Below are 17,326 nucleotides of genomic sequence, written 5' to 3' on the forward strand. Positions count from 1 at the left end.
ACGATCACTCTTTAAGATACCGCTATTGTTGCTAATGACGTTGTTTGTTGTCTGTTGGGCCAAAACGTTGGCAACACAATTTATTGTCGAGCTTGAACAGAATGCAGTTATTTCGAACCAGAGTTTTTCCACAGAGCCAGACCGGCCTGCACTGACGGCCAACTCGTCAGACAATGTCGGCATAAACTGCTTTGCAGGACCAGATTTAGCGCTGCATTATAAGCAACAAATATTTATCTGTTACAGTGCAATCAGAACTCTCTTTGAGTCAATTTCCTGGCAGTTGCTTTACACCACAAATTGCCTGGTTGCTTTCAAACTGACCCTGACCACCAGAGACCTGCCACTGAGCTCAAACCCTTATTCATGGCTACCGGTAGGAGAGGCGATAGCCGTCGGTTGGTTTTTAAAAAACTATTGGAACCCCGATTCATCGCTGCTTAACCCGATTGAGCGACACGAGGCGACAGCTATGTTGACACTGGGGAATCATCCATTGGCCACTATCACTAAGATGTTTAGCTCTGGAAATAACCAACAAACCTGTCAGCAACAAGACCAGACATCAGAATTATCCGGCCAGCATACCTCTCCGGCCACACGCTATTTCATTAGCGTTCTGTATTCTCGCTCGGGCGACGGTAACGAAGGCCGTCAACAACAGCAACATACTTTGGGATTAAATTGTTTTGTCTCCCCCTGCCATGGCGTTTGTAAATTCCGATCAGCATCCGTCAGTACAGGGCAAGGTGAATGGCCACTGAATTCGGTAAAAGGCTCCACAGGCCTCACAGCCGCGACATCCGAACAAAACTCACACCTTCAGGCCAATAAACACTGTCTTTGTTGCATAATCCAGATCAGTCCTGTAGGTGCTCTACATCCCCAACAAAATTCAAGCATCAGAACACTGGATGAGATCTTTGACATTGAACTCGAATTCAATCCTGCCCAACTCTGTCAGCCACCAGCACACTGGCGACAGGCCCATGGCATTGATGTAGACTCAATGACCGCAGCGGCAAACTCTACAACTGCCGGACAAAAGAACTGTGACAAGACCCTTATCGGGAAGGGTGGCCAGACGCGATCATGCCCAAAAGTCTGCATGAATGCCAAAGCCATTTGGGAACACAAAAGAAGATTCCACACCGATCAACAAATCTGTTACTCACCAGTAGTTGGAGAGGATGGTAAACAGCGGCAATGCAGAAAGATTTGCAACAATGCCAAAGCCCTGTCGAGTCACAGAGCAAGACACCACGGCAAGCAAAAAACCTGTGACCTAACCATGATCACAAAGGATGGCCTGCAAAGGCCTTGCGGGAAGGTCTGCAAGAATAGTAAAGTCCTGCTGGATCACAAAAGAAGTACCCACACCGGGCAACAAACCTGCTATACGATCGTGGTCAGGGAGGATGGCCAGCAGCGACCATGTGGGAAGGTCTGCAATAATACTCTGGCCCTGTTGAATCATCAAAGAGCACATCGAAAACGCAAGCCCGCTGATGCGAACCCGCACGATGACCCCAGTCCTCGAAAAGTTAAAGCCAATAAGTAAGTACTCAACCATACGAAATCATATTTTCTGACTCATTGTTCAGTCACTCGCGGCAACTGCTCCTGCGTTGCTCTAGCTCCTGCATCCATGCAGTCGTGCGGCAACTGCTCCTGCGTTGCTCTAGCTCCTGCATCCATGCAGTCGTGCGGCAACTGCTCCTGCGTTGCTCTAGCTCCTGCATCCATGCAGTCGTACTGCGTTGCAACTCTGGTCACATAGTTAGCTATGCTCCCACCGTTGCGCTTTGCAGAACACCTGACCAATAAGCCAGAAATATTCGATTCCGTACGGCTGAGTACACAACGATCTTTAAGGGAAGGTTTTTGACAGAAAACACGCTAATTTTTTCTTGATCTATCCTTCCTCTCTATAAACCAGAACGCAGGGATAGAATTGTTAAACACTCACTCCTTGCAGCACCGCTGTTGCTGCTGATGTCATTGCCTGTTTTCTGTCAGGTCGAATCGTTGACAAGACATTTTATTGTCGAGCTTCAACAGGATACAGGTTTTCCAAACCGGATCTTTTGTATAAAGCCAGACCGGCGTACATTATCGTTTGGCCCGTCTGGTATTGCCGAAACAAAAAACTATGCAGAATCAGATTTACCTGTTAACTACAAACGGCAAAGACCTCACAGTTACAAGGTAAAAACAACCATCATTTATTCTGTTTCCTGGCAGTTGTTTTATGCCACCAATCTGCTGGTTGCCTTTGAGCTGATCCTGAGCGCCAGAGACACCCCTCTGAGCCCCCCTTATTCATCGCTACCGATAGAAACGATTGTCGCTGTCGCCTGGTTTTTAAAAAGCCAATGGAACCCCAATTCGCCGCTGTTTAAGCCAATTGAACTACAGTTGAAATCTATATTGACACGCAGGGATCACCTGTATGCAACCATCACTACAATGTTTGGCTCTGGACAAAACCCACCACAATCCCAACCATCTGCATCAAGCAGTCAGCAAGCCCCACCAGCCAACAGCCAACCTGAAAGCCCTTTCAAAAATCCACCGTATTTTCGCTCTGACGACGGTAACGGAGACCCTCAACAACATTCACATACTATGGCTTTAAATTGTTTCGTACACCCCTGCCATGGCGTTTGCAGGTTCCGAATATCATCTGATAATACGCACTCAATGAGTGCAGATACAGCAACTACAGCCCCTGTCCGTCCACTCAATGTTGATCAGCAAATGTTCGGAAATCTGCCTTTCAACGCTAACGATTGGGCCATAGTCAGAGGGTTACTGAGTTTAAAAAGTCACACACTTATCAAAAAAAACGGAATTTCCTCTACGCCCACCCATTTCACACCCCCAATAGAGACTCCGGAAACGCTACAAACAACAACAGAATCACAACCGGCTCAAGACCCACCTCGTCTTTCCCATACAGGCACAGAAAAAGCCACAGATCACACCAGACAACGAACCTGTGACGATACAATGAACGTGAAGGATGCCCGGCAGCGACCGTACAGAAAAATCTGCAAAAATACTAAAGCCCCGCCCAATCAAAAAAGGAGAAATTACAGCAGGCAACGAATCTGTGCCGCGACAGAGCTCGGTGACGATGGTCAGCAGCGTCTATGCGGAAAAGTCTGCAACAATCCCCAGGCCATGTTTGAGCACAAACAAAGAGCACACACCGGGCAACAAAGCTGTGTTGAGACGACAGTCAGGGAGGATGGGCAACGGCGCCCGTGCGGGGCGATCTGCAAGAATGCTCAGGCTCTGAAATCTCACAAAAGCAGATATCACAGTGGGAAAAAAACCTGCTTTGAACCCGTGATCAGGGAGGATGGCCAGTTGCGTCCATGCGGAAAGATCTGCATGCATGCTCGAAGCCTGATGAGTCACAAAAAAAGAGACCACACCGGACAACAAACCTGTGACGAGACTATGGTCGAGGAGGATGGCCAGCTGCGGCTATGCGGAATGGTCCAAGACAATGCTCAAGCCCTGTCGGATCACAAAAGAAAAAACCACACCGGACAACAAACCTGTGTCGTGACCATGGTCAGGGAAGATGGCAAGCTGCATTTATGCGGGAAGGTCTGTCAAAATATTCGGGCCCTGTCAGCTCACAAATGCAGAGTGCACAGTGGGCAACAAACCTGCGTCCTGACAGTGCCCGGGGATGATGGCCAGCCGCGCCCATGCGGGAAGATCTGCAATAATGCTCAGAGCCTGTCGAATCACAAAAGAAGAGTCCACAGTGGTCGAAAAACCTGTGACGTGATCGTGGTCGGGAAGGATGGCCAGCAATGGCCATGCGGGAAGGTCTTAAAGAATATTCAAACCTTGCTGAATCACAAAAGAAAACATCTAAAACGCAAGTCTGATGATAAGAACCAAGACGATGACCTCTGTTTTCTTAAGGGTAAAACGAATAAGTAATGATCCTTAACAGAATGTTTTTGACAGAAAAGCACCCTTATTTTCACGATCTATCATTCCCCTCTGTATATCAGAATGCAAGGACATAATTATTAAACTCTCACTCTTTGCGGCACTGGTAATACCGCTAATCTTGTCTTCTTTCGCCTGTCAGGCCGAACCATGGGCAGGAAGTTATATTGTCGAGTTTGAGCAGGATGCAATTTCCCCAAACTGGAGCTTTTCTATAAAAAGTGAACTGCTAACATTGCCGGACAACCCGTCATATATTTCTGATACAAACGGCCATACAGGACCCGATTCGCCGCCTGATGACAGACGACAAGTATCAGGCAGTTACGAGGTAAAAACGACCATCATTGAGTCAATTTCGTGGCAGTATCTTTACGCTTCTCATCTAATGGTTGCTTACGTACTGATCCTGACCACCACCCCTTTAAGCTCCAACCTGTATTCATGGCTACCTATAGGAGTAGCTGTCGCTGTCAGCTGGCTTTTAAAAAACTATTGGAGCCCCCATCCACAGCTGTTTAACCCGTTTGAACAACAAGCGGCAGTTATCTTGACACAGGGCGACTACCCGTTTGCGAATATCACTATTATGTTTGGCTCTGGACATAACCCGCCACAATACCAGCCGTCAGAACCATCTGGTCAGCGAACTCCACAAACCTCCACCCAACCCACAGGCAATTTAGCTGAACCCCTGCATTCTGGTTCTTTTGAAGGTAACGGAGGCCCTCATCAATACCATCATACTCTGAGTTTGAATTGTTTTGTCTATCCCTGTCATGGTGTTTGTGAATTTCGACCATCATCAGATAACCTGAGGCCAGCTGAATGGTGGCTCAACTCCGAAGAAAGTCTGACAAGATACGAAAGAGCAACACCCGGACAAAGCGCATGCTCCCATCTGGTTGATGGATACTGCTTTATTTGCAGAAGTCAATTGGCTCCTTTAGATACTACAAATCCACTACAAAGTTCGCTATTCATAACATTGAATGATTCCCCTGCTATTGAACCTCAATACGACTATGGTCAACTGGTTAAGCCACATACAAATCAGTCACAGGTGCATGGCGTTGATAGCCCCCATGCCAATGGCTACAACTTTATAGACTGGGTTACCTCAGACTCAGTAGGTATTGTGAGAACCAATATAACAACCCCTGACAGGCAACTAATCTGTGACGTAACCATAATTGGGAAGGATGGCCAGCCGGTGGCATGTGGAGTCACCTTCAAGAATAATAAGGCAATGTCAGTTCACAAAAGCAAATACCACTCCGGGCAAAAAACCTGTGACGAGACCGTGGTTGGGGAGGATGGCCGTCGGCGGCCATGCGGGAGGCTCTGCAAGCATGCCGAAGACCTCTCGGATCACAAAAGAAGAGAGCACACCTTGCAACAAACCTGTTATGTGACCGTGATCGGTGTGGATGGTCTGCCGCGGACATGCGGTGCCATTTGCAAGAATGCCAAGTCTATGTCAGATCACAAAAGCAAAAACCATTCAGGGCAAAAAGCCTGTGAGGTGATAGTGTTCGGGGACGACAGCCAGCAGCGGCCATGCGGGCTGGTCTTCAAATGTTTGAGCGCCCTGTCAGATCACAAAAGAAAAGAGCACAGCGGTGAAAAAATCTGTGATCTGACTCTGATCAGTGAGGATGGCCAACCGCGGCCATGCGCGACCCACTGCAAGAATGCCAAAGCCTTATCGGATCACAAAACCAGATTCCATAGCACTCAGCACAACTGTGACTTTACAGTGGCCGACAAAGACGGCCAGCAGCGACCATGCGGAAAGTTCTTCAACAATAATAAAGCTCTGAAGGGTCACAAGAGAAACGTTCACAGCAATCAACAAACCTGTAACGAGAACGTGATCGGGGAGGATGGCCAGCCGCGGCCGTGCGGAATGCTCTGCAGGAATATTCTTGGCCTGAAATACCACAAAAAAAGAGACCACAGCGGGCAACAAATTTGTGACGTCACCCTGGTCACAGAGGATGGCCAGCAGCGGCCATGTGGATTAGTCTGTAAGAATACTCAAGCCCTTCAATATCACAAACACAGAGACCACACAGGGCAACAAACCTGCGATGCAATAGTGTTCGCAGAAGATGGTCAGAAACGGCCATGTGGAAAGGTCTGCAAGAACGCTCAAGCCCTGCGGAATCACAATAGAAGCGCCCACACCAAACCTAAAGTCTGTGTCTATGAAGTCGTTGGCGAGGAAGGTCAGCGTCGATCTTGCGGGATAGTCTGCAAGAGTGCTATAGACCTTGTAAATCACAAAAGAGTAGCCCACAGCCTGCAAATGACCTGTGACGTAAATTTAGTTGGCAAGGATGGCCAGCAGCGGCCATGCGGAAAGACCTACAAGAATATTCAAAACCTTTCAGTGCACAAAAGCAGATACCACGGCACGCAAAAAATCTGTTACTCGACAGTGGTCGGAGAGGATGGCCTGCCGCGACCATGCGAAAAGACATTAAAAAATTCTAAAGACCTGTCGAATCACAGAATGAAAGAACATTCCGGAGAACAAACCTGTGGAATAACAGTACACGGGGAGGATGGTCAGCCGAGGCCATGCGGGAAGGTCTGTAAGAATGCTATGGCCCTGTCTTATCACAAAAAAGTACATCGAAAACGCAAGCCTGATGATGGGAACAAGTAAATATCTCCACCTGATCCCAACACCATCATTCTTTTGACCTACTTTCCTATCTGTATACGAGAAAGTAAGGATAGAATGATTAAACACTCTCTCTATCTGGCACTGCTGTTGCTTTCGTTGTCTGTCGTCTGTCAGGGCAAACCGTTGACAAGACGTTTTATAGTTGAGCTTCAACAAAGCACAGGTTATCCAAACCAGAACTTTTCTATGAGGCGAGACCTGAATACATCGTCGGGCAACCCGTCAGACAATATCCGTATAAAGGGCAACGCAGGATCCGGTCCGCCACCTGATAAAAAAAGACAGAGAGCGTGTGATTACGAAGTGAAAAAAACCATTATTGAGTCGATTTCGTGGCAATTTCGCTATGCCACGAATCTGCTGATTGCATACGAACTGATCCTGACCACCAAGTACTCTCCCGCATGCACCATGCCTCATTTGTGGCTATCTCTGGACGCCATTGTGGCTGTCAATTGGCTTTTGAAAAGCTGTTGGAGCCCCGATTCACCGCTGTTTAATCCGATTGAACAACAAGCGACATCTATGTTGGCACAGGGGAGTCAACCGTTTGCGACCATGAACATGATGTTTGGCACTGAGCATCACCAACAACCCTACCAGTCATCAAAATCATCCGAGCAGCACACCCCGGAAGCCACCAGGCACCCTAAAGGCACTGTCATTAGCCCTCTGCAACCTGGCTCCGGCGGCGGTGACGAAGGCCCTCAACAATATTTTCACTCTTTAGGTTTAAATTGTTTTGTCTATCCCTGTAAAGGAATTTGTCAATTCCGACTGTCATTCAATAATACCGGGACCGCTGAGTTACACTGTGAGCGGCCCTTCATGCCAATACAGATTCCAGAGACAATAACAGGAATACAAATCTCTCAAACAGAAGCATCACCCGAACAAGGCTTATGCCCGCATTTGGCTCAAGGATACTGTTTTAATTGCATGATTGAGTCTGATTCTTCAGAAGCTTTACTTTGCGAACAAAACCAGCTTACAAAAATATTGAATAATTTCCCTGATGATATTCAGCTCCTGTGCGATTCTAGTCAACTATTTCAGCCATATGATATCGATGGCAGCCCTCTGGAAGGATTGGCCATAGACTCAATAAGTACTGAGGCAGCCTGTGCAAATGATCCTGCCGGGCGACCAACCTGCAACCTGACAGTGGTTGGGGTGGATGGCCAGCTGCGACCATGTGGAAGAGTTTACAATAAAGTTGCATCCCTGACGTATCACAAAAGAAAAGCCCACACCGCGAAAAAAACCTGTGACGTGAACGTCGTCGGGAAGGATGGCCAGTCACGGCCATGCGGGATAATCTGTAAGAATGCTTCATCTCTCTCGGCTCACAAAAGCAGGATCCACAGCGGACAAAAAACCTGTGATGCGACCGTGGTCGGTGAGAATGGCCAACCGAGGCCATGCGGAAAAATCTGCAAGAATGCTTCACTTCTGGCGACTCACAAATACAAAATCCATGGAAGGCAAAAAAGCTGCAAAATGATCATGGTCAGGGAGAATGGCCAGCCGCATCTATGCAGGAACGCCTGCAAGAATGCCAGAATCCTGAGGAATCACAAAAGCAGAGAGCACTTAGGGCAACAAATTTGTGATGTCACAGTGGTCGGAAAGGAAGATCAGCAGCAGCCATGCGGGAAAGCTTACAAGAGTATTAAAGTCCTTTTGGATCACAAAAGACGAGATCACACCGGACAAAAAACCTGTGACGCGACCACATTCGGGAAGGATGGCCAGCGGCAGCCATGCGGAAGAGTCTGCAAGAGTCAAAGAAGCCTGACGGATCACAAAAGAAGAGACCACACCGGGCAGAAAATCTGTCAGGTAACCGTGATCAGGGAGAATGGCCAGCTGCACCTGTGCGGGAAGATCTGCAAGAGTGCTCAAGCCCTGTCAGAACACAAGAGAAGGAATCATACCGGGCAGCAAATCTGTAACGAAACAGTAATCGAAGAGAATGGCCAGCAGCGACCATGCGGAAAGACCTGCAAGAATGCTGAAGCCCTGACGAATCACAAAAGAATACATCGAAAGGGCAAGCCTGCTGATGCAGACAAGGCCAAAGGCCTCAGACTTCGAGAAAGTCAGTTACATAAGTAACGACAGAGCCTCTTCATGACGTTTACCTGGTCAAACTTTGGTTTTTAACAAAAGGTCTTTAATAGAAAAACACCCTTATTTTCTTGATCTATCCTTCCTCTCTGTAAACCAGAAAGCAAGGATAAAATTATTGAATACTCACTCTTTACGGTACTTCTGTTGCTGCCACTTTCATTGCCTGACACTGGCCAGAACGAACCATTGTCACGACCTTATGTTGTGGAGCTTCATCAAAGCTCAGGCTCTCCAAACCGCAACTTTTCCATGAAACCTGATCGACATACATTATCGGGCAACTCGTCAGACAGTGACCAAACACACGACTATGACAGATCAGATTCACCGCCTGATAACAAAGGATACAGACCTGACATTTACAGGATAAATACGATGCTCTTTGTGTCGATTTCCTGGCAGTTGTTTTACGCCACGAATCTGCTGGTTGCTCACGAACTGAGCCAGGGCAGCAGAGACGCCGCTCTAATCCCCACCCCCTGCTCATGGTTACATGTAGAAGCCGTTGTCAGTGTCGGTTGGCTTTTACAGAGCTATTGGAACCTGGATTTATCGCTTTTTATATCGATTGCACGGCAGTCGACATCTATATTGACACAGGGGAATCCCCCGTCAGCTGCCATCACGATTACGTTCGGCTCCGGGGATAATCAACAGCAGCACCAGCAACAATACCAGTCATCAGAATCATACGGCCAGCATATCCCAGTGATATCCACCCACTCTACAGGCTCTATCAGTGGTTCTCTTTACTCTGGTCCTTGTGGCGGTGACGAAGACCCCGTACAACATCAACATACTTTAGATTTCAATTGTTACTTCAATTCCTGTCATGGCGTTTGTCAGCTCCGACCCTCATTCGGCAGCACAGAGCTCGCTGAATCGCCGCTGAATTCTACAGAGATTTCAAGAGGCCACACAGGAGATACACTCCAACAAAGCTTTTTACCTCATTTGCTGAATAGACACTGCCATAGTTGCATAGGTCATTTTAATTCTGTCAGCGCTACAGGTTCTCAAGTAGAGCCGATTTTTGAAACATTGGATGACCTCTTTGACACTGAAATCCTGGGCTACGGCCAACCATCTCAGCCACAGACTCATAGCATGGATGACAAACTATTCAATAGCTGCAGTCTCTTGGATTGGGTTACCTCAGACGGGGTTAACTATACAACTGACACCAGTGTGGCACTCAATGATGACGAGCAAATATCCGGGAATTTGCCTTCCACGGATACTGATTTTTTAGTCATAAATCGGTCACTCTCTGCGCAGCGCCTTCTCGAACAGCACGAAATTTTCTTTACAATTGCCCATTCAGAAACACAACAAACAATCACTGAATCATCCCTCTTGGACCAGGGCCCACCTCATCTTTACCAGACAGCTACATTAACAACCCTGTCGGATCACAAAGGCAACAACCACACCAGACAATCAACCTGCAAAGTAAAAGTGATCAGGGAGGATGGCCAACAGAGGCCATGCGGGAAGGTCTGCAAAGATACTCGAACCCTATCGAAACACAAAAGAAAAGACCACAGCGGACAACAAATCTGTGTTGTGACAGTAATCGGGGAAGACGGCCAGCCAAGGCCATGCGGGAAAGTCAGCAAGAATACTGAAGCCCTGTCATCTCACAAAAGCAGAGACCACTCCGGGCAAAAAACCTGTTACGTGACAGTCGTCGGGGAGGATGGCCAGTTGCGCCCATGCGGGAGGATCTTAATGAGCGCACGAGGCCTCACAGATCACAAAATAAAAGACCACAGCGAGCAAAAAACCTGTGTCATGACAGTGTTCGGTGAAGATGGTTGGCCACGGCCCTGCGGGGTCATCTGCAAAAACATCAAAAGCCTTTATGATCACAAAAGATTCGCCCACAGCGGGCAGAAAACCTGTGATGTACCCGTGGTCGGGGAGGATGGTCAGCCGCGGCCATGCGGGAAGATCTGTAACAATGCTCAAGCCTTGTCGATCCATAAATTCAGAACCCACAACAGGAAAAAAACCTGTGAAGTAAAAATAGTCGCAGAGGATGGACAGCTGCGACCATGCGGAAAAGCCAGCAAGAATGCTGCTGCCCTGTTTGAGCACAAAAGAGCACATAGAAAACGCAAGACTGTTGATGTTAAACCGGAGGATGACTTGAGTCGTCAAGAAACCAAAGTGAACAAGTAACGATCTGACTCCAGTCCTGTCAAAAGTTTTTGCCAGGTAAACCTTTGTTTTTTTACCAGAGGCTTTTCAACAGGAGGCCTTTGATGGAAAAACGTGCTTATTTTCTGTTGTTCAGGATACAAGGATAGAATTATTAAACACAATCTCTTTGCGACAATGCCTTTGCTGCTGTTACTTTCTGTCGCACGTCAAGCCGAGCCTTGGACAGGACGCTTTACTGTTGAGTTTGAACAGAATTCAGGATTTTCAGGCCAGAGCTATTCTATTAAGCCATACCGTCCTGCATCGTCGGGCAACCCGTCAGAAATTGCTGACAAAAACGACCGTGCAGGATTAGCTTCGATAACTGATGAAAAACAACACAGATCGAGCGTTTACGGGGTAACAACGACCCTCAGTGAGTTGATTTTGTGGCAATGGCTTTACACCACTCACCTGCTGGTTAGTTATGAACTGACCTCTGGCACTGAAGGCAATTCTCTGGGCGCCCCCTCTTATTCATGGCTAGCTGCAGAAGCAATTTTCGCTGTCGTTTGGCTCACAGAAAACCATTGGAACCGCGATTCATCACTGCTAAACCCGATTGAACAACAAGCGCCATTTATGTTGCTGCAGAGGGATCCTCCGTTTGAGGCGGTAACAATAACATTTGGCTCTGGACAGACTCCATCAAAATACCCGCCATCTCAATCATCCGGCCAGAAATCCCCACAAGCGCCCACTCATTTTACAGGCTCTTTCACCAGCCTCCGCAATTTTGGCTCAGACGACGATAACGAAGACCCGGAACAACACCAACATACTTTGGGTTTAAATTGTTTCGTTTATCCTTGTCATGGCGTTTGTCGATTCCGATCATCGTTGGATAGCGAAAGATCCGCTCAATGGCCGCTGGATTTCGCAGAAAGTTCTTCAGGCCAAACGCAAGCAAGTCTGGAACAGAGCTCATGCCCTCATCTGGCTCATGGACACTGCTTTAGCTGTTTAAGTTATTTTGATCCTGAAGGCGCTGTAGATTCGCAAAAAAACACGTCTTTCAAAACATTCATTGATCCCCCCGCCATTCAAATCCAATGCAACTATGGTCATCTATCTGAGCCACAATGGCATGATAGTTATGGCAACCCAGCCAATAGCTGGAACTTTGCAGACGGGGTCACCCCAGAGGGAGTTGCCCCGGACTATACAAGTGCGGGGATAGCTTATACGACTGAAGCTACGAGACGACTGACCTGTTATGTGACCCTGACCGGAAAGGATGGCCAGCCGCAACACTGTGGGAAGGCCTTCAAGAATTCTAAATGTCTGTCGACTCACAAAGCCAAATACCACAGCGGGCAAAAAATCTGTGCCGCAATAGTGGCTGGAGAAAATGGCCGACAGCGACCATGCGGGAAGATCTGCAAGAATGTTCAAACTCTGGCAGATCACAGAAGTCGGGTCCACAGCGGGCAAAAAACCTGTGACGCGATCACGGTCGGGAAGGATGGCCAGCGGCAGCCATGCGGAAGAGTCTGCAAGAGTCAAAGTAGCCTGACGGATCACAAAAGAAGAGAACACACCGGGCAGAAAATCTGTCAGGTAACCGTGATCAGGGAGAATGGCCAGCTGCACCTGTGCGGGAAGATCTGCAAGAGTGCTCATGCCCTGTCAGAACACAAAAGAAGGGATCATACCGGGCAGCAAACCTGTAACGAAACAGTGATCACAGAGGATGGCCAGCCACAACAATGCAGAAAGATTTATAAGAATGCTAAAGCCCTGGCGGAACACAAATGCAGGTACCATTCAGGGCAACAAACCTGTGACGCAACCGTGGTCGGGGAGGATGACCAGCAGCAAACATGCGGGACGGTCTGCAAGAATTATAAGGCCCTGTATGATCACAAAATAAAATACCACGGTGGTCAACGAGCCTGTCACATAACTGTGCTCCCGGAGGACGGCCAGCAGCGGCCATGCGGGAAAATCTGCAAGAATGCTCAATCCCTGGCACATCACAAGAGAAAAGACCACACCGGACAACAAATCTGTGACGTGCCACTGCTCGGGCTGGATGGACTGCAGCGACCGTGTGGGAAAATCTTCAGGAATGCTAAAGCTCTGTCGGGCCACAAAGGAATACATAGAAAACGCAAGCCTGCTCATGTGAATCGGGACGATATCAGTTTTTGATCTGACACACCCGCTGCCATAAGGTTTTGCCCGGTTTAACCTTTGGTTTTTAAAAGAGGTTTTTAAAAGAATTTTTTTAGCAGATGTTCTTTGACAGAAAAACACGTTTATTTTCTTGATCTATCCTTCCTCTCTGTAAACCAGAATGCAGGGATAGAATTATTAAACACTCACGCTTTTCGCCACCACTTTTGCTACTACTGTCGTTGTCTGTCATCTGTCCGGCCAAACCTTTGACAAAACATTTTATTGACGAGTTGGATCAAGATACAGGTTTTTCAGGCCGGTGCTGTTCTGTAAAGCTTTACCAGTATACTATGCCGGGCTACCCGTCAGATATTGACTCCTCCCCTTGTTCACAGCTTCCTTTAGAAGTGGTTATAGCTACAGGTTGGCTTTTGAAAAACGATTGGAACCTCAGTTCAACACTCTTTAAATCGATTGAAGAACAGACGACACGTACTTTGACACAGAGGGATCACCTGTTTGCAGCCATCACTATGACGCCCGGCTCTGGATATAAGCAGCAACACAGTCGACCATCAGAATCATCTGGCCAGCAGGCCCAACAATCGACCACAAAGCTTACAAACTATTTCACTCATCTCGTGCATTCTGACTGTGACGACGGCAATTCCCCTCCCCGACAACACTCTCATACTTTAGGTTTAAACTGTTACCTCTATCCCTGTCATGGCGTTTGTCAATTGCGACCATCATCCGATAGCAGAGTGGCAGAACGGCCACTGGATTCGCTAGAAAACTCCACAGGCCAGACAGATTCAATCAATGATGATGTGTCAGGGCTAGGGAATTTGCCTCTCACCACGGACGATTGGCTAATGGTCAGCGGGCTACTCAGTCTACGTAGCCGCAGTCCTTTCGAAGAAACACAACAAACATCCACAGATTCATTTCAATTGAGTCCAAGCCCACTTCCTCTTTCCCGGCCAGGGGCATTACAAGCCAGGGACCATGTCGGGCAGAGCACCCGTGATGTGAACATCGTCGGGAATGATCGCCAGCAGCCATGGGGGAAGAACGGTCCTAAAGCCTGTGGCATGCCCGTAGTCGGGAAAGATGGCCTGCAACGGCCATGTGGAAAGATCTGCAAGAATGCTAATGCCCTGTCATCTCACAAAAGCAAAGTCCACAGCGGGCAAAAAACCTGCAGTGTGACCATCGTCGAGAAGGATGGCCAACAACGGCCATGTGGGATGCTCTGCAAGAATTCTCTAATACTGTCGCAACACAAAAAAAGAAGCCACACTGGGCAACAAACCTGTGTCGCGATTGTATTAGGGGAAGATGGCCAACAACGGCCATGCGGGCAGTTCTGCAAGAATGGTCAAGTCCTGTCGGATCACAAAAGAAGAACCCACTCTGAGCAACAAACCTGCGACCTGTTCATGGTCGGGGAGGATGGCCGACAGCTGACATGCGGAAGGGTCTGCAAGAGTAAACAGGCCCTGTATCTTCACAAAAGAAAAGACCACAGCGAGCAACAAACCTGTGACTTAACTGTGGTCGGGGAGGATGGCCAACAACAGAGATGCGGGACGGTTTCCAAGAATATACATGCCCTGGAATCGCACAAAAACAAATATCACTCCGGGCAAAAAACCTGTGAAGTTCAGATAGTCAGGGAGGATGGCCAGCAGCAACCATGCGGGAGGATCTGCAAGCATGCTCAAGAGCTGTCAACTCACAAACGCAAAAAACACAGCGGGCAAAAAACCTGTGAAGTTCAAGTAGTCGGGGAGGATCGCCGGCAGCGGCCATGTGGGAAGATCTGCAAGAATGCTAAAGCTCTGTCAGACCACAAAAGAATGCATCGAAAACACAAGCCTGTTGATGTGAATCAGGACATTATCGTTCCTTGATCTGACTCCCGCCCTTTCAAGAGGCTTTGCCCAGTTTAACCTTGGCTTTTAACAGAATCTCTTTGAGGGGAAAACACGCTTATTTTCTTGATCTATCCTTCCTCTCTGTAGACCAGAACGCAGGGATAGAATTATTAAACACTCACTCTTTTCGGCATCGCTTTTTCTGCTACTGTCGCTGTCTGTCGTTTGTCAGGCAAGACTATGGATAGGACGTTTTACCGTCGAGCCAGAACGGGTTTCAGGTTTTCCAAACCAAAGCTTTTCTATTAAGCATGACCTGCATGGATTAACAGAAAACCCGTCAGACGTTGCTCAACAAAACGGCTATGCAGAACCGGATTCGACGTCTGATTACGAACGCTACAGAGCTGGTTATCAAGCAAAAACGACTACCATTGAATCGATTTCCTGGCAATGGCTTTACACCAGTAAACTGCTGGTTGCTTATGGTCTGATCCTGACCACCAACGACGCCTCTCTGCGCTCAACCCCTTATTCATGGCTGCCTGTAGAAATGGTTGTTGCTGTCTGCAGGCATTTAAAAAACTATTGGAACTCCGATTTACGGCTGTTTAACCTCATAGAACAAAAAAAGATGAGTCAAAACCACCCGTTCGCGATCACCTTTGTGATGGCTGGCCCTGAACATAACCAACAACAATACCCGCCATCAAAATCATCTGGCCAGTCAGCCCAACAAACGATCAATCGCCCTACAGGCTCCTTCATTAGCCCTCATTATTATTGCTCTGGTGGCAGTAACGGAGGCCCTCAACAACACCAACATACTTTGGGATTAAATTGTTTCGCCTATCCATGTCATGGCGTTTGCATATTCCGATCATCATTCTATAGCAGCGAGCCCGTCGAATGGCCGCTGAACGCTGAAGACAGTTCGACAGGCCAGACAGAATCACTCAATTATGATGTGACTACGCCAGAGCCTATGTCTGTCGACATTGATGACGTGGTTATAATCAACGGGCTACTCAAACTGCAAAGTCAGAGCCTTCTCGGAGCACCCGGGACTTCCTTTATGATTACCCGCTCTCTCCTCCAGATGGAGACTTCAGAAACAAACCAGACAACAACAGAATTAGCCCAATGGGATCAGAGCACAACTCATCTTCCCCAGTCACCCCCAACAGCAGTAGCTATATTCACGACATCAAACCAAAGAACCCCAAAAACTGGAGCACTTGCATTGGCAGGGATTTCACCCTCGGATTGTCTTCCCTCCGAAGAAGCTACCCATTGCCAACAAACCCTGTCGAATCACAAAAGAAGAGACCCCGACAGGCAACGAATCTGTGTCATGAAATTGGTCGGAGATGACGGTCAGCCGCATCCATGCGGGAAGGTCTTTAACAATGCTCAAGCCCTTTATGATCACAGAAGAAGAGGCCATACAGAGCAACAAATCTGTATCTTGACAGTGGTCGGTGAGGATGGTCAGCAGCGGCCATGCGGGAAAGCCTGCAAGAATGTTCGTGCTCTGACGGACCACAGAAGAAGGGTTCACAGCGGGCAACAAATCTGTGAGGTAAGCGTGGTCGGGGAGGATGACCAACAAAAGCTATGTGGTATGGTCTGTAAAAATATTAAAACCCTGTCGGATCACAAAATAAGACACCACACCGGGCAACAGACCTGTTACGTGCCCCTGGTTGGGGAGGATGGCCAGCAGCGGCCATGCAGGGCGGTATGCAAGAATTCCCGAGCCCTGACGGTTCACAAAAGCAGAGTGCACAGCGGGCAACAAACCTGTGTCGTGTTATTAGTCGGAGAGGATGGCCAGCAACGACAATGCGGTAAGATCTGCAAGAATAATCAAGTCCTGTCGGATCACAAGAGAAGAAACCATACCAGACAGAAAAACTGTGAGCTGATTCTGGTCGGAGAGGATGGTAAGCAACGACAATGCGGGAAGATCTGCAAGAATGCTGAAGCACTGAAGGATCACAAGATAAGAGACCACACCGGACAACAAAACTGTGAGCTGACTCTGGTCGGAGAGGATGGTCAACAACGACAGTGCGGGAAAATTTGCAAGAATGCTAAAGCACTGAAGGATCACAAAAGAAAAAGGCACACCGGACAAAAAATCTGTGACTTTTCCGTGGTCGGGTTGAATGGATTGAATCAGCCATGCGGAAAAGTCTGCAGGAGTGCCATAGCTCTATCGGATCACAAAAGAGAACATCGAAAACGCAAACCTGTTGCTGTAGATCAGGACGATTGATCTGCCACCCGCCGTTTCATGAGGTTTTACCCA

8 protein-coding genes are annotated in these 17,326 nt (G+C 48.0%); all 8 read left to right on the forward strand.

What is annotated here, in order from left to right; all coding sequences use genetic code 11:
* Positions 1 to 34: 34 nt before the first annotated feature.
* The 8 genes from P6910_RS21055 (at position 35) to P6910_RS21090 (ending at position 17,293) form a co-directional block, all read left to right on the forward strand.
* Positions 35 to 1,561 carry a hypothetical protein gene (locus P6910_RS21055; RefSeq protein ID WP_317143220.1) on the forward strand — a complete coding sequence of 509 codons (1,527 nt, stop codon included), beginning with the start codon at positions 35 to 37 and terminating at the stop codon, positions 1,559 to 1,561.
* A gap of 467 nt (positions 1,562 to 2,028) precedes the next feature.
* Positions 2,029 to 3,966, forward strand: coding sequence for a hypothetical protein (locus P6910_RS21060; RefSeq protein ID WP_317143221.1), 1,938 nt, complete (start codon positions 2,029 to 2,031; stop codon positions 3,964 to 3,966).
* Positions 3,967 to 4,099: 133 nt separating this feature from the next.
* A complete protein-coding gene (locus P6910_RS21065; RefSeq protein ID WP_317143222.1) occupies positions 4,100 to 6,652 on the forward strand; it encodes a hypothetical protein in 2,553 nt (850 codons plus the stop codon).
* Between the two features lie 75 nt (positions 6,653 to 6,727).
* On the forward strand, positions 6,728 to 8,791 hold the full coding sequence (locus P6910_RS21070; RefSeq protein ID WP_317143223.1) for a hypothetical protein: 2,064 nt from the start codon (positions 6,728 to 6,730) through the stop codon (positions 8,789 to 8,791).
* 390 nt (positions 8,792 to 9,181) lie between these two features.
* Positions 9,182 to 10,990, forward strand: coding sequence for a hypothetical protein (locus tag P6910_RS21075; protein ID WP_317143224.1), 1,809 nt, complete (start codon positions 9,182 to 9,184; stop codon positions 10,988 to 10,990).
* Positions 10,991 to 11,083: 93 nt separating this feature from the next.
* Positions 11,084 to 13,165, forward strand: a complete 2,082-nt coding sequence (locus tag P6910_RS21080; protein WP_317143225.1) for a hypothetical protein — start codon at positions 11,084 to 11,086, stop codon at positions 13,163 to 13,165.
* Positions 13,166 to 13,563: 398 nt separating this feature from the next.
* A complete protein-coding gene (locus P6910_RS21085) occupies positions 13,564 to 15,048 on the forward strand; it encodes a hypothetical protein (protein ID WP_317143226.1) in 1,485 nt (494 codons plus the stop codon).
* Between the two features lie 598 nt (positions 15,049 to 15,646).
* The gene (locus tag P6910_RS21090) at positions 15,647 to 17,293 is read left to right on the forward strand and encodes a hypothetical protein (protein WP_317143227.1); all 1,647 of its coding nucleotides are present in this window, start codon (positions 15,647 to 15,649) and stop codon (positions 17,291 to 17,293) included.
* The last annotated feature ends 33 nt before the right edge of the window (positions 17,294 to 17,326 follow it).

The organism is Endozoicomonas sp. 8E (assembly GCF_032883915.1).
GTDB lineage: Bacteria > Pseudomonadota > Gammaproteobacteria > Pseudomonadales > Endozoicomonadaceae > Endozoicomonas_A.